Origin of the sequence: Novosphingobium soli, from assembly GCF_042432915.1 — a bacterium.
GTDB lineage: Bacteria > Pseudomonadota > Alphaproteobacteria > Sphingomonadales > Sphingomonadaceae > Novosphingobium > Novosphingobium soli.
Genome location: NZ_JBHLWK010000013.1, coordinates 87277 through 108120, shown reverse-complemented (window position 1 = coordinate 108120; position 20844 = coordinate 87277). Strand labels below are relative to the sequence as shown.

The following is a 20844-nucleotide window of genomic DNA, read 5'->3' as shown; positions in this document are numbered from 1 at the left end:
TACTCTTCGATACTGTATTCTCCCGGAGCTTCCTCCCGCATGCGCCAGCGCCTTGCCCTGCTCTTTTCGACCATCGTGCTGGCACTCGTGCCGGTGCCGGGCCGGTCGGCTCCCGCCAGGCACCCGCCGCTCGTGCTCGCGGCCGCCAGCCTGCAGGAATCCATGAACGCCGCGGCCGACGCATGGAAGGCGCGCGGGCATCCCCGCCCCCGGCTCGCCTTCGCCGGCTCGTCCGCGCTGGCGCGCCAGATCCAGTCGGGCGCCGCGGCCGACGTCTTCGTGTCCGCCGACGAGCCGTGGATGGACGCGGTGCAGGCAAAGGGCCTGCTCCGCAAGGGCACGCGCGTGGCGTTCCTGCGCAACACCCTGGTCCTGATCGCGCCGCGCCAGAGCACGATCCGGCTGACGGTGGGGCGCGCAATGCCGCTGGCGCGCACGCTCGGCGGTCGCCGGCTCGCGGTGGCCGATCCCGCCGCCGTCCCCGCGGGGATCTACGCCAGGCAGTCGCTGACCCGGCTGGGGGTCTGGAATTCGGTACGCGACAAGCTGGCGCCGGCGGAAAACGTGCGCGCCGCGCTTGCCCTCGTCAGCCGGGGCGCGGCACCGCTGGGAATCGTCTATGCCACCGACGCACGGGCGGACCGGAACGTGCGCATCCTCGGCGTGTTCCCCGCAGCCTCGCACGACCCGATCAGCTATCCCGTCGCCACCCTTGCCGCCTCGCGCAATCCCGAGGGCGAGGCCTTCCGCCGCTTCCTCGTGTCGGACGCGGGCAAGGCCGTGTTCCGCCGCTTCGGCTTCGGGACGAAGTAGGACGACGTGCCCCTGCTCTCTTCGACCGAACAGGAGATCCTGCTGCTATCCCTCAGGGTCAGCGGGGTCGCCATCCTCGCGGCCCTGCCGGTGGCCTTCGCGCTGGCCTGGCTCCTGGCGCGCTGGCGTTTTCCGGGGCGTGTGATCGTCGATGCCCTGGTCCATCTTCCGCTGGTCCTGCCCCCGGTCGTCTCCGGCTGGCTGCTGCTGCTCGCGTTCGGCACCGAGGGCCCGCTGGGCCGCCTCTTCGCGGACACACTTGGAATCACGTTCCTGTTTCGCTGGACCGGTGCTGCGCTGGCGGCCGCTGTCATGGCGCTGCCGCTGATGGTGCGCGCCATGCGCCTGTCGCTGGAGAGTGTCGACCGAAGGCTGGAAAGCGCGGCGCGCACCCTCGGCGCGGGGCCCTGGCGGACCTTCTTCAGCGTGACTCTCCCGCTCTCTGCCAACGGGGTCCTGGCCGCCCTGGTGCTGGGCCTGGCGCGCTCGATCGGCGAGTTCGGCGCCACCATCACGTTTGCCTCCAACATCCCGGGCGAGACGCAGACCCTGCCGCTGGCCATCTACAGCGCGCTGCAGGTGCCGGGCGCCGAGGGGCAGGTCGCGCGCCTGGCCGCGCTGTCGATCGCGCTTTCGCTGGGGGCGCTGGTGCTCTCGGAATGGCTGGCGCGGCGCAGCGGGCAGGAGCTGGGTCGCCATGTCCTTTGACATTGCCGTCACGCTCATTCGCGGGGCACTGAGGCTGGACTACGCCTTCGCGGCCGGTCCGGGGCTGACCGCGCTATTCGGTCCTTCTGGTGCCGGTAAGTCGACGCTATTGGACGCCATCGCCGGGCTGGTACGCCCATCCAGCGGCCGCATCGCGATCGCCGGAACCGTGCTGTTCGACCGCGAAGAGCGCATCGACCTGCCTCCCGAGCGCCGCCGCTGCGGCTACGTTTTCCAGGATCTGCGCCTCTTTCCACACCGCACGGTGCGCGATAACCTGCAGTTCGGACGCAGGCGCGCAAGCCCCGCGCATCGCTGGCTCGGCTGGGACGACGCGCTCGGCCTGCTCGGAATCGGCGCGCTGCTGGACCGCATGCCGGCCACTCTCTCGGGCGGCGAAGCGCAACGCGTGGCGATCGGCCGGGCGCTGCTCTCCAGCCCGGCCTTCCTGCTGATGGACGAACCGCTGGCGTCGGTCGATGCCGATCGCCGGGCCGAGATCCTCGGGCTGATCGAGCGGATCCGGGACGAACTGCGCCTGCCGATCCTCTACGTCAGCCATGACCGGGCGGAGGTGGATCGGCTTGCCGACACGATCATCCCGATCGGCGCCTCAAGCGGCGGATGACCGCCCTCCCCTAACTCTGGCTCTCGGGCGTGCGCACCACCAGCCCGTCGAGTTCGGTGCGCACGACGATCTGGCAGGAGAGGCGAACTCCGGGATCCGTGTCGCCGCTGGCCTCGATCATCGGCTCCTCGATCTCGGTCGCACCTCCGAGGACAGGGCGCCACTTCGGCTCCACGTGGACCCGGCAGGTGCCGCAATAGGCATTGCCGCCGCAGATCGCCTCGATCGCATCCACCCCGTTGGCGACGGCATTCTCCATCAGCGAGAGGCCGCTGGTCGCCTCGATATGCGTCTCGCCCCCGTCTGCCGCGATGAACGTGATGCCCACCATGCCGTGCTCCGCCGATCAGGCCGGATCGCAGGCGACGACGGCGCCGCGCAGTTCGTAGCCCTGGATCTGGGGGTTCCACAAAACCTTCGGCTCGGCCGTGAGCCGTATCCCGGGCAGCCGCAGCAAGCGATCGAGGAATATCCGGGTCTCGTGCAAGGCCACCTGCGCCCCCGGGCAGCGGTGCGGGCCGTCGCCAAAGCTCATGTAGGGCCCCACCACCTTCATGCGCCTGGCCCGATCCGGGTCGAGCTCGAAGGGACAGGGGCCGGTGATCGCCTCGTCCACGTTCGCCTCGCGGATCGAGATGCAGGCGGTCTCTCCTTCGGCAAGCGCAGTGCCGGGCATACCTTCGACCGGCTCGGCCGCCCGGCGGTGAAGCATCGAAGCAACCGGTTCGAGCCGCAGAATCTCCTCGAGAATGGCGAACTGGTCCTCGTGGCTGCCCGCCAGGTACCGCGCGCGCAGGTCCGCCTTCTCGAACAAGTGCCAGGCGGCCATCACGATGAACTCGCGCGTGGTCATCATGCCCGCGCCGGCATAGCTGAGGCACTCCATGATCATGCCTTTTCGCGAGTAGTTTTCCTTGACCATGTAGGAGATCACGTCATCGCGCGGCTCCGCTCGGCGCGCCGCCGCTGCGGGTGCGAGGTCGTGCTTCCAGAACCGGCCGACACGCACCAGCATGCGCGCCTTGAACACGAGGTCGTTGAGCAGCCCCGGCCGACGGGCAACCGAGGAGTCCAGCACCGCCTTGACCCGGTGCGCAAGGTTGGCGTTGCTGTCGCTGTTGGTCAGGCCGACGATGTCCGCCGCCACGTCGACCGCCATCTGCCAGCTCAGTTCGTCGAGAGGCGCAGAGCCGCGCGACTGGAGGTTGGAGACGATGCTGTCCATAGTGCGGTTCATGACCACCTGGTGGCGGGTCACGATCGTCTTGGGCGCGAACAGCCCCGCCACCGCGGCGCGCCGCTTCCTGTGCAGGTCCCCGTCGAGGAAGAAGAAGGATATCTCATTGGGCCGGCTGAGGTCCACCATCTCCGCGCTGGCGCCCGCCTGCCGCACCTTCGAGGAGCGGAGGATCTCGCGCCCCGCCACGAAGGACCTGACGACATGCGAGCCGGGCGCCGGCTTGAGGTTGTCCTCCGCCACGCGCGCGCTCTTGCGATCATCCCGCCCATGCCCGGCGGGGCAAGCCCCGCCTTGCGCTGCCGACGCCGCCGCTTCCTGTGCCGCCATCGTCATCCATGCCTCTCCTGCAGTTCGGCTCGCGGCCGTCCCACCGCTTGTGATACAAGGTATATCACTTTCGAGCCCACTGCCAACCCATCGTGGCCGCTGCCGCTTTGACCGGTGCTGCAATGATCCTGGCGTGGGGAACCCCTTCTAACGGGACTTGTCAGTAAACATGACGTAGTGTGGCGCCTAAGGAAGTTGCGCGATCAGGGAGGGTAGGATGCGCATTCTTGTAGTGGGGCCGACAGGCAGGACTGGTAGCCATGTGGTGGAGGCGCTGCGCAGGCGCGACCCGAACATCGCCATCCGTGGCCTGTGCCGCTATCCCGACCAACGTGCGCGCTCCATCGAGGTCGTTCCCGGCAATGACGAAACCGGCACCCACCGCGGCATCGAAGTGGTGCCGGGCAACGACGAGACCGGCGCGAAGCGCACGATCGCGCTCGTTTCCGGCGCAGGCGGTACGCAGCGTTCCATCGAAGTCGTCCCCGGCAATGACGAGACCGGAACCACACGTGGGATCGAGGTCGTGCCCGGCAACGATGAGACCGGAACCACACGCGCGATCGAGGTCGTGCCCGGCAACGACGAGACCGGAACCACACGCGCGATCGAGGTCGTGCCCGGCAACGACGAGACCGGAACCACACGCGCGATCGAGGTCGTGCCCGGCAACGACGAGACCGGAACCACACGTGGGATCGAGGTCGTGCCCGGCAACGACGAGACCGGAACCACACGCGCGATCGAGGTCGTGCCCGGCAACGACGAGACCGGAACCACACGTGGGATCGAGGTCGTGCCCGGCAACGACGAGACCGGAACCACACGCGCGATCGAGGTCGTGCCCGGCAACGACGAGACCGGAACCACACGTGGGATCGAGGTCGTGCCCGGCAACGACGAGACCGGAACCACACGCGCGATCGAGGTCGTGCCCGGCAACGACGAGACCGGAACCACACGTGGGATCGAGGTCGTGCCCGGCAACGACGAGACCGGAACCACACGCGCGATCGAGGTCGTGCCCGGCAACGACGAGACCGGAACCACACGTGGGATCGAGGTCGTGCCCGGCAACGACGAGACCGGAACCACACGCGCGATCGAGGTCGTGCCCGGCAACGACGAGACCGGAACCACACGTGGGATCGAGGTCGTGCCCGGCAACGACGAGACCGGAACCACACGCGCGATCGAGGTCGTGCCCGGCAACGACGAGACCGGAACCACACGTGGGATCGAGGTCGTGCCCGGCAACGATGAGACCGGAACCACACGTGGGATCGAGGTCGTCCCCGGCAATGACGAGACCGGAACCGGTCTGCGCCTTGTGGTGGACGTCCTGATCGGAGACCTGGAGAACCCTATCGACCGTGCGGCAGCGGTGAACGGTGTCGATGTGGTCATCCACTACGCGCCGGCGTTCCACCCGCGCGAGGCCGCCATGGGCACCGGCATGATCGACGCCGCCGTCGCCGCCGGGGTGAAGCGCTTTATCTACGTCTCCGCCCTGCAAGCCTCGGCCCCCGGCGTCCCCGGCCATGCCGCCAAGCTCGCCGTGGAAGGCCACCTTGCCGGCTCCGGGCTGGAATGGACCATCCTGCGTCCGCAAAGCTACATGCAGAATGTCGACGTCGCCGGCGTAGTTTTGCAAGGAGCGCTCGCCCTGCCGGCCCCGGCGGGCATGCCCCAAGGCCATGTCGACCTGGCCGACCTTGCCGAAGTGATCGCCAAGATCGTGTTCGAGAAGGGCCACGCCTACGCCACTTACGACATCGCCAGCGATGAGGCGCTGAGCACCGCCGAGATCGCCGGGCTGATCGCCTCCGCCAGCGGCGGCCCGGTGACGGCCGGGGAGCTGCCTCTCACGCAACTGCGCACGCGCCTTGGCGAGCGCGGTCATGCCTATTCGAGCGTGATCGAGGGGTGGGAGCGATTGAGCGCGTGGCAGGTCCGCACCGGCGGACGCGGCAACGGCAACGTCCTGCGCTGGCTGCTCGGACGCGAGCCGGCGCGCTTCGAGGACTACGTCAGGCGCAGCCTCGGCGCGGCCTGACGCCGATCACGCCGCGCCGATCACGCCGCGCCAATCACCCTGCGCCGATCAGCTCGCGGCCGATGAGCATGCGGCGGATCTCGTTGGTGCCGGCGCCGATGTCGAGAAGCTTGGCGTCGCGCAGGTAGCGCTCGACCGGCCAGTCGCGCGTGTATCCCGCGCCGCCGAGGGCCTGCACGGCCTCCCCCGCGACGCGAAAGGCGCTTTCGCTCGCCAGCAGGATCGCGCCTGCCGCGTCGAAGCGCGTGGTCTGCCCAGCATCGCAGGCGCGTGCGACGGCATAGACGTAGGCGCGCGCCGACTGGAGAGCGACGTACATGTCCGCGACCTTCGCCTGCATGAGCTGGAAGGTGCCGATCGGCTTGCCGAACTGCCGGCGCTCACGGACATAGGGGATGACGGTGTCGAGGCAGGCCTGCATGATCCCGAGCTGAAGTCCGGCGAGCACCACGCGTTCGTAGTCAAGGCCGCTCATCAGCACGCCGACGCCGCCGTGCAGGGGGCCCATCACGTTTTCCAGCGGCACGAAGCAATCCTCGAACACGAGTTCGCAGGTGGGCGAGCCGCGCATCCCCATCTTGTCGATCTTCTGGCCGATCGCGAATCCGGGCATCCCCTTCTCGATCAGGAAGGCGGTGATCCCCTTCGATCCCTCACCGGTCTTGGCATAGACAACCAGCGTGTCCGCATAAGTGCCGTTGGTGATCCAGAACTTGGTTCCGTCGAGCCGGAAGCCGCCGGTTTCCTCCCGGGCGCGCAGCTTCATGCCGACCACGTCCGAGCCGGCGCCGGCCTCCGACATGGCCAGGCTGCCGACGTGCTCACCCGAGATCAGCGGCGGCAGGTACTTCGCCTTCTGCTCCTCGGTCCCCCACCGCCGGATCTGGTTCACGCACAGGTTAGAGTGCGCCCCGTAGGACAACCCCACCGAAGCCGAAGCGCGGCTCACCTCCTCGACGGCGATGACATGCTCGAGATAGCCCATTCCGATGCCGCCGAAGTCTTCTTCCACGGTGATGCCGTGAAGCCCGAGCTGCCCCATCTCCGGCCAAAGTTCGCGGGGGAACCAGTCCTCCGCATCGATGCGCGCGGCGAGCGGCGCGATGCGCTGGTCGGCGAAGCGGGAAACCGTTTCGCGGATCATGTCGGCATTCTCGCCAAGCGCGAAGTCGAACGGGGGTGTGGCGCGCATGGGTTGTCCCTTTCTCGTGGCCGGCCTCTCTCGGGCAAGCTCTAGAGCAATATCGATGCGACGCGAAGACGGATTGTTACAGCGCAGGCGATCTTTGTGTCTCAACCGGGCGGGCGGCAGATCACTTGCAAAGCGACTTGCCGCTGCCGCCCGTCACCCCGGGAGTCAGGTTCCGGTCGTCGCGGATCATGAAGGCGGCCTCTCGGCGGAACGACGGCGTACCGACGAACATGGACCCGAACAACGGCTGATAGGTGTAGTACACCTCGACGAACATGACTGCAGAGTTGGCGGGGGCCTTGAGCGAGGTAGCACCCATGCCGGCAAGCGTGCTTCCGGTGAGACCGGCGAGTTCGGCACCGTAGCGAGAGGACGCCGCGAGCTTGCCCCGGCATCGCTGCCAGTGGATGTACTGGCGACCCGTGGAACTGCGCTCCAGGCTGGAGAGGATCACGCGCCCGTTCTCCTCGAAGTCGAAGCCCTGCCCCTCGATCAGCGCACCCGCCAGCATCGAGTCGATCTGCTTCTCCGTCACGGTGGGCGTGACCGAGCTGTTGTCGGTCTGCCCCAGTCGCGAGGCGTTGTCGGCGATCGAGGTGGCGATCTGCCCCAGCTGCATGTTGACCGTCGCCATATAGGCCAGCTCGGTGCCATAGAAGCCGAGCGTCAGCAGGATCGGCAGGATCAGCGCGAACTCCAGGAACGACACACCTTGGCGATCCGCCCAAAGTCCCCGAAGGAACGCCGAAATGCGCGAGGAGTGGCCGGGACTCACGGGCATGTCCCTGCCGCCGAACCGTACTTCTGCTGCAGCGCGTAGGGCTGGTTCTTCTTGACCGCGCTGGCGGTCATGGTGCGCTCGCCGTCGGTGAGCGTCGTGAACGGAACCGAGAACACCGGCTTGTAGGTCACCTTGACAGTATAGAGCACGACGTCGTTGGCCCCGCCGTTGCCGCTCTTGCCGATGTCCTCGTCCCAGTGGCCGTTCTTGTTCTCGTCCGTATAGCTCTCGCCCTTGTCGCAGATGCCGTTGTTGTTGTTGTCGTTCCAGGCCTCGGAGCGCTCCACGTCGGCAAAGTCGTAGTAGCTCACCCGCGTGGCGGTGACTTTGGCGCCGGGCGCCACCCCGCGCACGATGCGGGTCACGTAGGCGTCGGCCGCGGCGGTGTCGGAGGTCTCCAGCGCGTCGCTGCGACCCGCCTGCTGCACCGCACCGTGGAGCACGGCGCCCAGATAGGCTGTGTGGCCCATGTCGTAGATCCCGAGCAGGAGAACGAGGAGGACCGGGGCCGCCACGGCGAATTCGACCGCAGTGACGGCGCGCCGCTCACGGCGAAGCCGGCGCCACAAGCCTGCCAGGCGTGTGATGGCGCAAGCGCGGGTCATTCGATTACCCGAAGCTCGCCCACCTGCTTTGCGATCTCCTGGAAGGCGGTGTTGAGCTCCTTGGCGCTGTTGGCCGTGAACGAGCTGCTGTCGGAGGCGCAGGTCTTCAGGTCGTTGCTGAGGCCCGAGGTGAAGGCGACAACCCAAACGCGGATGCCCTTGTTCTTGATCGCCTCGCACGACGCGAGGAAGCGCGAGGTATGGCGCGCCGCGTCGCCTGAGGACCCGTCGCTGGTGACCCGGCGATCCCAGAACTCCATGCCCCAGGCCTGCTGGATGATGTTGTTGGGCTCCATCACGCCGTCGGTCATGAAGATGATGTGCCGGGACACCTCGCCGCCGTTGTCGGGCTCCTCGTTCACGACCTCGGAGAAGATGCCGTCCGGGGAGATCATGCGGCCGCCCCAGATCATCCCGATGTCGAGATAGGTGTTGCCATCCGGGACAAGCGAGTTGGCGACGGCGTTGAACTCGCTCTCCGACATCTCGCTCAGCACGCGCGCCCGCGTCGGGCACGGCGAAGGGGCCGTGTCGCCGTCCCGGGTCGTCGAGCGGGTGTAGCCATTGTCATCCCATCGGCGGAAGGCGACCTCCGGCCACAGCGGTGCCCACTTGGTGGCGTCGCTGGAACTTTCGGGCGGCGAATCGATATCGAGGTCGTAGGCTTCCTTGGGGCTGATCCCGGTGAGCGAGGAATAGCTGAAGGTGGCCTGCGCCACCGTGCTGCGCTCGATGATGCAGCCGCTCCAGGTCGAACTCACGTTTGCGCCGTAGTCGCCGGTCGGCGTGGTGGTGGCAGCGAAGGTCTTGTAGACACTCGTCGGCCACTCGACCGGTCCATAGACGTATTCGTAGCGGCGCTCGCTATATCGCGAGAAGATGAACCAGGCGCTGGAGAAACGGCCGGTCGAAACCTTCTGGCACTTGTATTCGTACATGCGCTGCGTCTTGTTACTGCCGCTGCCGTAGTCTTTGTAGTCCGTCTCGTTCGCCAGCTTGGCGCTGTTGCAGGCATTTTCGGTGCTGTAGCTTTTGCTGCCCTGCTCCCAGCTGCTGGTCGTGCTGCTGGAGGTGTCCACCTTGTACTGCCGCGATTGATAAGTGCGCCGGTCCACGATGTAGCTGGGATCGAGATCCATCAGCAGCCTGCCGACGTTGACCGAGGAGCTGTAGGGAACGAAGCCGTAGCGGATCCGGGCGTTGGTGCTGGCGGTGGCGCTCGTCATCGTCGCGTAGAAATTCTTCATCGCCGCGCGCAGCGCCTGGATGCGGGTCTGCGAGCGGGAGAGCGTGGAGTTCATCGAGCCCGTGGTGTCGAGCACCATCATCACGTCGGCATTGCCCACGCCCATCGAGCTGGCGCAGGTCACGGTGATGGTCGTGGAATCGTGTCCGAAGACGCGCATGAGCAGCGTGTCCACCACCGTGCGGGCCGTCCCCACCACGGTATTGCCGTCGTCGGGAGAGCTGGCGTCGAAACCCGTCCCGTGCGTGCCCTGCGTATCGTCGCTGAAGTTCGCCTGGAAATAGTTGCCCGCGGCGTTTTGCGCAGCCGTGTCGAAGCCGTTGCTCGTCACCGTCCTGCGCCCGGCCAGGACCGCGGCATCGCAGGCTGCCTGAATCTGCTGGCGCGCGAGGTAGCTCCGGCTGAGATCGACCGCTGAGCCGACCACGATCACGGCCACGAGCACGCCGATCGCGGCGATAGGCAGCACATTACCGCCGGTGTCCCGGCGCAGCCCGACTGGGAACAGGGAAGCGTGACGCATGTAGAGATCAGACCCGAACTCGGATTTATCCGATGATTCCGGCGCCCTAACAGAGAATCCCTTAAGGAAGCTTTCCGCCCCCACCTTGATCGATCCTGGCTGTCAGGAAAAAATGCGATGCTTACGGGAACCTTCTAAGTTCGCGCGCGTTGATATGCCCGATCCGGGATCGCATGGTGAGGGGGCGTTTCCACAGGCACGGCGTACCCTCGCGAGATGCACAATGGCGACGGCGCGCGGAATCAACCCTTCGATCTTTCTCTACATCCTGCTCCCCGTCCTGATCGGCCTGACGTTTCTCGCAGACACGCAGCTTCCGCTCGGGACGTCCATCTGGGTCATCTATCTCGTGCCCACGGTGCTGGCCTATCTGGCGCCGCACCGGTTCACGCCGATCTGGGTGGCGGTGACCGCAACGCTGCTGGTGATCGTAGGCTACCACCTGGCGCCCGAGGGCGTCTCCCAGCAGACCGCCCTGGTCAACCGCACCTTGGGCACCATCACCAACCTGCTGCTCGCGGGGATCGGTGCCGCCTTCATCGCCTATCGCAACGCGGCACGCGAGCTCCAGTGGATGCGCGAGAGCGAGGCGCGGCTCGCCCGCGAGATCGCGGGCAATCTCAGCCTTGCCGAGCTGAGCCAGCGGCTCGTCGCCTTTTTCGCCGATCGCTTCGGCGCGGCCGCCGCGGTCATCTACGTGAACGAGGACGGCACGTTCGGCCGGACTGCAAGCTACGGCGTCCCGGCCAGTGCGGCAGTCCCCGACACGCTCGCCCCCTCGGATGGGCTGCTTGCCGAAGTCATGCGCGATGGGCGCACACGCAAGGTTCTCGGCGCACCCGCACATTACCTCACCTTCGGGACCACGCTCGGCCAGGCCCCGCTCGAAAGCCTTGTCCTCGGCGCCACGAACCTCGACGGCAAGGTCAACGGGGTGATCGAGCTGGGCTTCCTCGACGTGCCCGAGGCCCGGCCTGACGACGCCCAGCGCTTCCTGGACATGGTCTCCGGCTCGGCCGGGCTCTCGCTGCGCGCGGCCAAATATCGTGCCCGGCTCGAGCGCCTGCTGGCCGAGACCCAGCAACAGGCCGAGGAGCTGCAGAACCAGGGTGAGGAACTGCGCACCACCAACGACGAGCTGGAAGCGCAGAGCAAGGCCCTGCTGCATTCGCAGGCGCAGCTGGAGGAGCAGCAGGCCGAGCTCGAGCGCTCGAACGCGCAGCTGGAGGAGCAGGCCACCTCCCTCGAAGCGCAGCGCGACGAACTCACCCGCGCCCAGGCACTGCTGCGAGGCCAGGCGGAGGACTTGGAGCAGGCCAGCCGCTACAAGTCCGAGTTCCTGGCGAACATGAGCCACGAACTGCGCACGCCGCTCAACTCGCTGCTCATCATGGCCCGCCTCCTGGCGGAGAACCGCGCCGGCAACCTGAGCGGCGAGCAGGTCCGCTACGCCGAGACGATCGAGACGTCCGGCAACGACCTGCTGGCCCTGATCAACGACGTGCTCGACATCTCCAAGATCGAGGCGGGCAAGCTGGAGCTGGACCCGCGCCCGGTCTCGATCCGTGCCCTGCTGGCCAAGCTGCGGGACGGCTTCTCGGCCGCGGCCGCCAGCAAGGGGCTGGACCTGCGCATCGACACCGCGGCGGACCTGCCTGCCGACGTCGAGACCGACGCGCTGCGCCTGGAGCAGGTTCTCAAGAACTTCCTGTCCAACGCCATCAAGTTCACGGAGCGCGGGCATGTGGAGGTCGCCGTGACCCGCGCGGGCGATCGCCTGGCGTTCACGGTCCGCGACACCGGGACCGGCATTGCCGAGGACCAGCAGGACGCGATCTTCGAAGCATTCCGCCAGGCCGACGGCGGCATCGCGCGCAAGTACGGGGGGACCGGCCTGGGTCTCTCCATCTCCCGCGAACTGTCGCGCCTGCTGGGCGGTACCATTGCGGTGCAGAGCACTCTGGGCCAGGGCAGCGCCTTCACCCTCACCCTGCCGGAACGGTTCGACCGCGCCGCCGAGCCCGAGCGGGCGCCGGTCTCAGGTGGCTCCAGCTCCGGCTCCGGCACGACCTTTGGCGCCGGCCTCCCCGCGACGACGGCGGCGCCTTCCCGCCCCAAGCTGGGCGGCGCCCGCCGCGCTGCCGCGGTCCCCGACGACCGCGAAACGCTGACCGGCGATTCGCGCGTCCTCCTCATCGTGGAGGACGACCCCGCCTTCGCGCGCATCCTCTCCGACCTGGCGCACGAGGTGGGCTTCGCCTGCCTCGTCGCCGGGACGGCGGACGAAGGTGCGCTGCTGGCGCGGCAGTACCTGCCCCATGCCGTGATCCTGGACCTCCACCTGCCCGATCACACCGGTCTCTCGGTGCTGGACCGGATCAAGCGCGACGCGCGCACGCGGCACATCCCCGTCCACATCGTCTCGGCCGACCACGACGACAATGCGGCGCTTGCCAGCGGCGCGATCGGATACCTGTTCAAGCCGGTGGGCCGCGACACGCTGGTCGACATGCTGGAAGGCCTGGAAGCGCGCATGGCGCAGCGCTTGCGCCGTGTCCTGGTGGTCGAGGACGACGCCCAGCAGGCAGAGGCGATCCATCTGCTGCTCGCCTCGCGCGATGTCGAGACGGTCGAGGTGCATTCCGCTGCCGAATGCCTCGGCCGCCTGGGTGAAGAGACGTTCGACTGCATGGTGCTGGACCTGAACCTGCCGGACATGTCGGGGCTCGACCTGCTCGAAAGGCTCTCCCACGACGAGAGCGTCGGCTTCCCGCCGGTCATCGTCTATACCGGGCGCGACTTGTCGCCCGAGGAGGAGATGCGGCTGCGGCGCTACTCCAAGTCGATCATCGTCAAAGGCGCGAAGAGCCCCGAGCGCCTGCTGGACGAGGTGACGCTGTTCCTGCACCAGGTCGTCTCCGACCTGCCCGCCGAAAAGCAGCAGTTGCTCGCCCGCTCGCTGGGCCGTGACCAGGCATTGGAGGGCCGGCAGGTGCTCGTCGTCGAGGACGACATCCGCAACGTCTACGCGCTCACCTCGGTGCTCGAGCCGCACGGTGTCTCGGTACGGATCGCGCGCAACGGTGTCGAGGCGCTGGGCGAACTGGCCCGCATCGCCGACAGCGACGGCACGCCGGTGGACCTCGTGCTGATGGACGTCATGATGCCGGAGATGGATGGCCTCACCTGCATGCGGGAGATCCGCAAGAACCCGCAGTGGGCAGGCCTGCCAATCATTGCGCTCACAGCCAAGGCGATGGAGCGCGACCATCGCGAGTGCCTCGACGCCGGCGCCAACGACTATCTGTCGAAACCGCTCGACGTCGAGAAGCTGCTGAGCCTCGTACGCGTGTGGATGCCGCGATGACGCCAGGACGGGCCAGCGGTGTCGCCCTATGATGGTCATCCGCAGCGACGACAGCCTCCAAGACATCGAGCTCGACCTCATCGTCGAGGCCATATGGCGGCGCTACCAGTACGATTTCCGCGACTACTCGCGCGCCTCGCTGCTGCGGCGGCTGGAGCGCGCACAGCTCCACTTCGGCTGTACCCACCTCTCCGGCTTGCTCGACCGCATCCTCCACGATCCCCAGAGCCTGCCCGTACTGATCGGCTTCCTGACCATACAGGTCAGCGAGATGTTCCGCGATCCCGGCTATTTCCGCGCCATCCGCGAGGACGTCATTCCGCACTTGCGCACCTGGCCATCGATCAAGGTCTGGGTGGCCGGCTGCGCCAACGGCGAGGAGTTCTACTCGCTGGCGATCCTGTTCCGGGAGGAGGGCCTGGAGGACCGCACGCTCTTCTACTGCACCGACATCAGCCGTGCCGCGCTGACCCGCGCCGAGGCGGGCATCTTCGAGGTCGAGCGGATCGCCGGCTTTTCCCGCAACTATCTCGAGGCGGGGGGCGCCGGCTCTTTGTCCGACTACTACACCGCCAGCTATGGCGTCGCCCGCTTCGATCCGACGCTGCGCCGCCGCGCGGTGTTCGCCGACCACAACCTCGCCAGCGACGCGGTGTTCTCGGAAGTGCAGCTGGTGTCCAGTCGCAACGTGCTGATCTACTTCGACCGGTCGCTGCAGGACCGCGCACTCGGCCTGTTCGCCCGCTCGCTCCCTCCGGGCGGGTTCCTGGGCCTCGGCTCGAAGGAGACGATCAGCTTCTCCAACCAGTCCGACAGCTTCGTGGACTTCGTACCGCGAGAGAAGATCTGGCGCCGCACCAACGTCGAAACACAGGAGGCCGCCCTTGCCGAATGAGCCTCTCAAGATCCTCGCGGTGGACGATATCCGCGAGAACCTCGTCGCGCTGGAGGCCGCGCTCGACCAGTCGGGCGTCGAGCTCGTCACCGCCGCGTCCGGGTTCGACGCGCTGGAGCTCCTGCTCCGGCACGACTTCGCGTTGGCGCTGCTGGACGTGCAGATGCCGGAAATGGACGGCTTCGAACTCGCCGAGCTGATGCGCGGGACCGAGCGCACCCGCAGCGTTCCCATCATCTTCCTGACCGCGGTGGCGACCGACGAGCGGCGCCGGTTCCGCGGCTTCGAGGCGGGCGCGGTGGACTATCTGCTCAAGCCGCTCGACATCACCATCCTCAACTCCAAGGTCGCGGTCTTCGTCGAGCTGGCGCGCCAGCGGCGCGAGATCGCCTTCCAGCGCGACGAGCTCGGCGCCGCGCTGGGGCGCCTGCGCGCGCATGGCGACAATTCGCCGCTGGCGGTGCTGGAGATCGATTCCTCCATGCGGATCGTGAGCTGGTACAAGAGCGCCGAGCGGGCGCTGGGCTACCCGGCCGCGGAGATGCTCGGCATGGCGCTGTCGGACGCGCCTTTCCTTCCCGCCGACACGCGCGCCGCGTTCCTGGCCGGCATGGCCGACCTGCTCGACGGCGGCGACCGGCGGGCCCTGCAGGAGCACCGCTACCGCCGCCATGACGGCGCTCTGCGCGAAGGCGAGTGGTACTGTTCCTCGCTCGCGGGCAGCGGCCTGCGGCCCGGCAGCGTCATGATCGAGATGCTCGACGTGACCGAGCGCCGCCGTGCGGACGAGACGCAGCGGCTGCTGATCGGCGAGCTCAACCACCGGGTCAAGAACACGCTTGCGACGGTCCAGGCGATCGCTTCGCAGGGCTTCCGCCATGCACGGTCGCACAAGGAGTTCCAGGACGCCTTCACCGGCCGCATCCAGGCGCTCTCGCGCGCCCATTCGATGCTGAGCGCCACGACGTGGGAAAGCGCCGGGCTGCGCCGCCTGATCGCGGACCACGTGGCCATCGGCACGGTGAGCGAGGACCGGCTGCTGCTCGAAGGCCCGGACATCGACCTGCCGCCCGAGCTGGCCTTGCGCTTCTCGCTCATCTTCCACGAACTGGCGACCAACGCGCACAAGTACGGGGCGCTGTCCAATGCCACCGGCACCGTGCGCCTGGCGTGGACGCGCGAGGCCGACGTGCTTTCGATGGAATGGCTGGAGCGCGGCGGCCCGCGTGTCTCCCCGCCCGAGCGCCGCGGCTTCGGCTCCACGCTGATCGAGCACAGCATGGCCGCCGACGGCGCGCGCATCACCTCCGATTTCGCCCCCGAAGGGGTTCGCTGGACGCTGGTGCTGCCGCTGGTCCTCCACGCGGGCGTGGCGCCGAAACCCTCGTCGCCCAAGGTCGGCAAGCCGACCCGAGACCCGGCACCGGCCCCTTTGCCTGCGCCCCTGGAGCCGGCGAGGGAGGACGCAGCACAAAGCCTTACCCTGCCGCCCGTGCGCATCCTCGTGGTGGAGGACGAGCCGCTGGTCGCGATGGAACTGATGATGGAGATCGAGGACGCAGGTGCCATTGCGCTGGGGCCGGCCACCTCGTGCGAGCAGGCGCTGGCAATCATCCGCGAGAGCCGGCCAGACATCGCGCTTCTGGACGGCAATCTCAACGGCGAACCGATCGACGCCGTCGGCGAGGCGCTTGCGGCGGCGGGGACGCCGTTCGCCTTCGTGAGCGGCTACGACCGTGAGCACTTGCCCACCGCCCACGCATCCCGGCCCATGCTCGGCAAGCCCTTCGTCGTCGCCGACGTGCGCGCCATGCTCGCGCTCCTGGCGGCCGAGATGCGCACCGAGGCGACGGCGGAGCGCTAGGCGGCAGGCAACCTTTCGCGGCCCGAGGCATTTGCCCCATGGGAACGTCAGGGAGCACCGCCATGGCCTTGCAGCACGAACGCACCGATGGAACGCGCCGCTCGAGCATGGGCCGCCCCTCGCTCGACCCGGTGCTGCGTCGCCGGATCTACGGGCCGATCCGCCCGATGGAGACCCCGGGGATCCTTCAGCGCCTCCTGGGCCGGTGGTGACGGCGCCCGGCCCTCATGTGACGTAGAGGGCCAGCCAGGTCGCCACCAGCGCGGGCCGCTCCTGCCCCTCGATCTCCACCACAACCTCCACGGTCTCGCGATAGCGACCCGGCTGCGACTCGACGATCCCGACGGTCGTGAAACACCCGCGAACCCGGTCGCCCGCATGGACGGGCGCGAGGAAGCGCACTTTGTCGAGCCCGTAGTTCATCGCCATCCGCATGCCGGGGCATGGCTTCAACCCAGCCGCCATGCGCATCGGCGACATCAGCGACAAGGTGAGGAACCCGTGCGCGATCGTGCGCTCCATGCCCGCCGCCTGCGCCGCGGGCGCATCGACGTGCAGGAAGTTCCAATCCCGGGTGACGTCCGCGAAGCCCGAGATCATGGCATCGTCCACCAGCACCCAGCCCGAGACGACCGGACGATCTACCAGGTCCGCGATCCACTCCGCTATCGTGCTCTCGGCCAGCCCCGTCATCGCGCGCTCCCATCCGTGCCGCCGCCATCCTGCACGGCCGGGCCCGCGCGACCAAGCCACCTTCGTGCAGTTTGCTTTTGACCCCGCTTGCACTATATGCCCGGCCAAAGCCCCGGCCTTCCAGTCGCCATCGCGGCTCGATCGTGCCGGGGTTTGCTCTTTCGACCGTTTCAAGGACCACGCGCATGTCCCGTCGCCGCCAGATCTACGAAGGCAAGGCCAAGATCCTCTACGAAGGCCCGGAGCCCGGCACGCTGATCCAATACTTCAAGGACGACGCCACCGCCTTCAATGCCCAGAAGAAGGGCACCATCCAGGGCAAGGGCGTCATCAACAACCGCATCAGCGAGTACGTGTTCACGCGCCTGAACCACATCGGCGTGCCGAACCACTTCATCCGCCGCCTCAACATGCGCGAGCAGCTGGTGCGCCAAGTCGAGATCATCCCGATCGAGGTGGTCGTGCGCAACGTCGCCGCGGGCTCCATCTCCAAGCGCCTCGGCATCCCCGAGGGGGAGATGCTGCCGCACACGCTGATCGAGTACTACTACAAGGACGACGCGCTGGGCGACCCGATGGTGGCCGAAGAGCACATCGCCTGCTTCGGCTGGGCCAACCACGACGAGATGCAGGACATCGCCGCCATGGCGATCCGCGTGAACGACTTCATGGCTGGCATGTTCGCGGCGATCAACATCCGCCTCGTCGACTTCAAGCTCGAGTTCGGGCGCATCTGGGACGGCGATTACAGCCGCGTGATCCTGGCGGACGAGATCAGTCCCGATGGCTGCCGCCTGTGGGACATGGTCACCGGCGAGAAGCTGGACAAGGACCGCTTCCGCCGCGACCTCGGCGGTGAGGAAGAGGCCTACCAGGAAGTCGCCCGCCGCCTCGGCCTGCTCCAGGACGACGGCGGACCGAGCGAAGTGCTCGACCTCTCCAAGCACCGCAAGCTGCGCGGCAAGTAAGGTTTCCGCCGTCCCGGGGCGCTCTAGGGACGGCGATGCAGCCCTTGCCATCCTCCCAACGGATTGGCACTGATCTGCGCGATGAGAGGTTTTCTGATCGCGCTTCTCCTGGTGCTGGCGCCCGCGCCGCTGGCCGCCAGGGACAAGCCTTCCCGCGACGCCGTCACCTGGGCTTTCGAGCACAGTGACATCCCGGTCGACCCAAGCTTCCGCTTCGGCCGCCTGGACAACGGCATGCGCTACGTGATCCGGCGCAATGCCACCCCGGCGGGAACGGCGATCGTGCGCATGGACGTGGAGGCGGGTTCCCTCGACGAATCCGATGCCGAGCAGGGATACGCCCACTTCGTCGAGCACATGGCCTTCAACGGGTCGCGCCGGGTGCCCGAGGGGCAGATGATCCCCCTGCTGGAGCGCGAAGGCCTTGCCTTCGGTGCCGACACCAACGCCTCCACCGGCTTCGATCGCACGCTCTACAAGCTCGACCTGCCCCGCAACGACCCGGCCCTGCTCGACACCGCGCTCATGCTGATGCGCGAGACCGCGAGCGAGCTGGCGATCTCGCAAGCCGCCGTCGACCGGGAGCGCGGCGTGGTGCTGGCGGAGATGCGGGACCGCAATTCCTGGGCGCTGCGCAACGCGATCGATTCCGCGCTCTTCTTCTACCCGCAGGCGCGTTACGCGCGCCGGTTTCCGATCGGCACCGCGCAGACGCTCGCGGCCGCTGACGCGGCCACGCTGCGGGCCTTCTACGAGCGCGAATACGTGCCGGGGCACACCACGCTGGTCATCGTGGGCGACTTCGACGTGGCCGCCGTCGAAGCCGGGATCATCCGCCACTTCAACGACTGGCGGGCGAGAGCGGCAGAGCCCCAGCCCGACGCAGGGCCGATCCGTGCCAAGGACCGGGACCGCACGGCGATCCACCTCGACCCGGCCCTGTCCGAACGGGTGACGGTGCAGGCCAACGGCGCCTGGCGGGACGAGCGGGATTCGGTTGCCCAGCGCCGCGAGACGCTGCTGCGCTCGATCGGGTACGACATCGTCAACCGCCGCCTGCAGCGGCTTGCGCGTACCGCGGAGCCGCCGTTCCGCGGTGCCGGGTTCGGCACGGGCGACGTGTTCGAGGCGGGACGCTCGACCCGTCTTATCGTCGATACGGTCGACGGCAAGTGGGAGGCCGGGCTGGAAGCCGCGGGCCGCGAGTACCGCCGCGCTCTCGCCTACGGGTTCTCCGATGCGGAAGTTGCCGAACAGGTGGCACAGGTCCGCACCGGCATCGTCAACGCCGCCGCTGCGGCCGACACCCGCAGCAACGCGGTGCTGGCGCAGCTCGCGCTATCGCTCGTCGATGACGATATGGTGCCCTCGACGCCAAAATCGGCCCTCGAACGCTTCGAGGGCTTTGCGCCGCACATCACGCCTGCGGCGATCCGCGCGGCGCTGCGCCGCCAGGCTCTGCCGCTCGACCGTCCGCTGATCCGTTTTCAAGGGCGCCGGTCGCCCACCGGCGGTGAGGCGGCCCTGCGCGCCGCATGGCTGCGCGTCATGCGCGCGAAGATCGATCCCGAGGCGCCGGTCGCCGCCACGGACTTCGCCTATACCGAGTTCGGCGCGCCGGGTGCGATCATCGCGGACAGCCGCAGGCCCGATCTCAGCATCCGGCAGGTGCGCTTCGTCAACGGCGTGATGCTCAACCTGAAGAAAACCGACCTGGAGAAGGACCGCATCCGCGTCAGCCTCGCGATCGACGGCGGGGACATGCTCAACACCCGCGCCAACCCGCATGCCACGCAGCTCACGCCGAACCTCGACGATGGCGGGCTCGGCCGCCACAGCCGCGACGAACTCGACACGATCCTCGCGGGCCGCACCGTGGGCCTTGGCCTCTCGCGCGGGGAGGCGAGCTTCGATTCCCGCGTGGCCACGACGCCGCGCGACCTGGAGATCCAGCTCCAGCTGCTCGCCGCATTGGTAACGGACCCGGGCTACCGCCCGGAGGGCGAGGTCCGCTACCGCCAGGCCATCAACAACTACTTCGCGCAGCTCGGCGCGACGCCGGGATCGGCCCTGGAGGCGCACCTGGGCGAAATCCTGAGCGACGGCGACCCCCGGTTCTCGCTCGGCCAGGTGGAAGAATACCGCCACCTCTCCTACGCGCAGCTGAAGCAGGACATCGGCGACCGGCTGGCCCACGGCGCCCTGGAGATCGGGATCGTCGGCGACATCGACGAGGACGCCGCGATCGCGCTGGTGGCGCGCACCTTCGGCGCCCTGCCCGCGCGGGAACCGGCCTTTCGGAGCTACGCCGACCAGCCGCCGCGCCGCTTCACCGCGAATCGCTCGCCGCGCGTGGTCCGGCACACCGGGCCCTCGGATCAGGCCCTGCTGCGGGTGACCTGGCCGACCCGCGACGATTCCGATCCCGTGGAGGCGCTGCAGCTCGAACTGCTCGAACGGGTCATGCGCGTCGAGTTGACGGACCAGCTGCGCGAGGCACTGGGCAAGGCCTATTCGCCATCGGCGTCGAGTTCTCTCTCGCGCGCCTGGAAGGGCTACGGGGTCTTCGCCGTAAACGCTTCCGTCGACGTGGCCGAAGTGCCCGCCACGCGCGCGGCCATTGACCAGGTGGTGCGGGAATTGCGAGCGGCGCCCGTCAGCGAGGATATCCTGCGTCGTGCCCGCCAACCGCTCGTCGAAGGGCTGCAGAATGCGCTCAAGGGCAACGGCGGCTGGATGGCGCTGGTCGCCCGCGCCCAGTCGCAGCCGGACCGGATCGACCGGTTCCAGGAGTCGGCCCGGCGCCTGGCAGCGATCACCCCTGCGAACATCCAGGCCGTGGCGCGCCGCTATCTTGCGCCCGATGCCGGCGTGGAAGTGCTGGTGCTGCCGAAGGATGCCGCGCCGGCGCGGTCGGAGAGCTAATGTCCCGCATGCT

Annotated in this window: 17 protein-coding genes; 10 read left to right on the top strand and 7 right to left on the bottom strand. The window is 68.1% G+C overall.

What is annotated here, in order from left to right:
* Positions 1 to 39 precede the first annotated feature (39 nt).
* From modA to ACFFJC_RS11050, 3 genes are read left to right on the top strand one after another with little or no spacing between them, the layout of a single operon-like run.
* The gene (gene modA, locus ACFFJC_RS11060; protein WP_379487565.1) at positions 40 to 813 is read left to right on the top strand and encodes a molybdate ABC transporter substrate-binding protein; all 774 of its coding nucleotides are present in this window, start codon (positions 40 to 42) and stop codon (positions 811 to 813) included.
* A 6-nt stretch (positions 814 to 819) separates the two neighbouring features.
* Complete coding sequence (modB, locus tag ACFFJC_RS11055) at positions 820 to 1521, top strand: molybdate ABC transporter permease subunit (RefSeq protein ID WP_379487564.1); 702 nt, start codon at positions 820 to 822, stop codon at positions 1519 to 1521.
* Positions 1511 to 2149: an ATP-binding cassette domain-containing protein gene (locus tag ACFFJC_RS11050; RefSeq protein ID WP_379487563.1), complete on the top strand. Its 639-nt coding sequence runs from the start codon at positions 1511 to 1513 to the stop codon at positions 2147 to 2149. Before modB ends, ACFFJC_RS11050 begins: the two co-directional genes overlap by 11 nt.
* Before the next feature lie 10 nt (positions 2150 to 2159).
* On the opposite strand, the gene ACFFJC_RS11045 is transcribed toward ACFFJC_RS11050, so the two are convergent.
* Together ACFFJC_RS11045 and ACFFJC_RS11040 are read right to left on the bottom strand one after the other, a co-directional pair.
* Complete coding sequence (locus tag ACFFJC_RS11045) at positions 2160 to 2480, bottom strand: 2Fe-2S iron-sulfur cluster-binding protein (protein ID WP_379487562.1); 321 nt, start codon at positions 2478 to 2480, stop codon at positions 2160 to 2162.
* Between the two features lie 15 nt (positions 2481 to 2495).
* Positions 2496 to 3722: a cytochrome P450 gene (locus ACFFJC_RS11040; protein ID WP_379487561.1), complete on the bottom strand. Its 1227-nt coding sequence runs from the start codon at positions 3720 to 3722 to the stop codon at positions 2496 to 2498.
* 211 nt (positions 3723 to 3933) lie between these two features.
* Here ACFFJC_RS11040 and ACFFJC_RS11035 point away from each other — a divergent pair, with 211 nt between their 5' ends.
* Positions 3934 to 5772, top strand: a complete 1839-nt coding sequence (locus ACFFJC_RS11035) for an NmrA family NAD(P)-binding protein (RefSeq protein WP_379487560.1) — start codon at positions 3934 to 3936, stop codon at positions 5770 to 5772.
* Between the two features lie 34 nt (positions 5773 to 5806).
* Here ACFFJC_RS11035 and ACFFJC_RS11030 read toward each other — a convergent pair whose 3' ends face one another.
* The 4 genes from ACFFJC_RS11030 to ACFFJC_RS11015 form a co-directional block, all read right to left on the bottom strand.
* Positions 5807 to 6964 carry an isovaleryl-CoA dehydrogenase gene (locus tag ACFFJC_RS11030; protein WP_379487559.1) on the bottom strand — a complete coding sequence of 386 codons (1158 nt, stop codon included), beginning with the start codon at positions 6962 to 6964 and terminating at the stop codon, positions 5807 to 5809.
* Between the two features lie 121 nt (positions 6965 to 7085).
* Entirely contained in the window at positions 7086 to 7745 is a 660-nt protein-coding gene (locus tag ACFFJC_RS11025) for a TadE/TadG family type IV pilus assembly protein (RefSeq protein WP_379487558.1), read from the bottom strand.
* The gene (locus ACFFJC_RS11020) at positions 7736 to 8350 is read right to left on the bottom strand and encodes a TadE/TadG family type IV pilus assembly protein (RefSeq protein WP_379487557.1); all 615 of its coding nucleotides are present in this window, start codon (positions 8348 to 8350) and stop codon (positions 7736 to 7738) included. The genes ACFFJC_RS11025 and ACFFJC_RS11020 overlap by 10 nt, the downstream gene beginning before the upstream one ends.
* Positions 8347 to 10065, bottom strand: coding sequence for a pilus assembly protein TadG-related protein (locus ACFFJC_RS11015; RefSeq protein WP_379487556.1), 1719 nt, complete (start codon positions 10063 to 10065; stop codon positions 8347 to 8349). Before ACFFJC_RS11015 ends, ACFFJC_RS11020 begins: the two co-directional genes overlap by 4 nt.
* Before the next feature lie 277 nt (positions 10066 to 10342).
* Between ACFFJC_RS11015 and ACFFJC_RS11010 the strand changes: the two genes are divergently transcribed.
* The 4 genes from ACFFJC_RS11010 to ACFFJC_RS10995 all read left to right on the top strand — a co-directional run bounded on the left by ACFFJC_RS11010 (position 10343) and on the right by ACFFJC_RS10995 (position 16457).
* Positions 10343 to 13486, top strand: coding sequence for a response regulator (locus tag ACFFJC_RS11010; RefSeq protein WP_379487555.1), 3144 nt, complete (start codon positions 10343 to 10345; stop codon positions 13484 to 13486).
* 28 nt (positions 13487 to 13514) lie between these two features.
* Complete coding sequence (locus ACFFJC_RS11005) at positions 13515 to 14381, top strand: CheR family methyltransferase (RefSeq protein ID WP_379487554.1); 867 nt, start codon at positions 13515 to 13517, stop codon at positions 14379 to 14381.
* On the top strand, positions 14371 to 16245 hold the full coding sequence (locus tag ACFFJC_RS11000) for a response regulator (protein WP_379487553.1): 1875 nt from the start codon (positions 14371 to 14373) through the stop codon (positions 16243 to 16245). Before ACFFJC_RS11005 ends, ACFFJC_RS11000 begins: the two co-directional genes overlap by 11 nt.
* 62 nt (positions 16246 to 16307) lie before the next feature.
* Positions 16308 to 16457: a hypothetical protein gene (locus tag ACFFJC_RS10995; protein ID WP_379487552.1), complete on the top strand. Its 150-nt coding sequence runs from the start codon at positions 16308 to 16310 to the stop codon at positions 16455 to 16457.
* Between the two features lie 13 nt (positions 16458 to 16470).
* Here the strand turns inward: ACFFJC_RS10995 and ACFFJC_RS10990 are convergent, their stop codons facing one another.
* Positions 16471 to 16938 carry a MaoC/PaaZ C-terminal domain-containing protein gene (locus ACFFJC_RS10990; RefSeq protein WP_379487551.1) on the bottom strand — a complete coding sequence of 156 codons (468 nt, stop codon included), beginning with the start codon at positions 16936 to 16938 and terminating at the stop codon, positions 16471 to 16473.
* A gap of 185 nt (positions 16939 to 17123) precedes the next feature.
* Here ACFFJC_RS10990 and purC point away from each other — a divergent pair, with 185 nt between their 5' ends.
* On the top strand, positions 17124 to 17906 hold the full coding sequence (gene purC, locus ACFFJC_RS10985) for a phosphoribosylaminoimidazolesuccinocarboxamide synthase (protein ID WP_379487550.1): 783 nt from the start codon (positions 17124 to 17126) through the stop codon (positions 17904 to 17906).
* 81 nt (positions 17907 to 17987) lie between these two features.
* Entirely contained in the window at positions 17988 to 20831 is a 2844-nt protein-coding gene (locus tag ACFFJC_RS10980; protein WP_379487549.1) for a M16 family metallopeptidase, read from the top strand.
* Positions 20832 to 20844 lie beyond the last annotated feature (13 nt).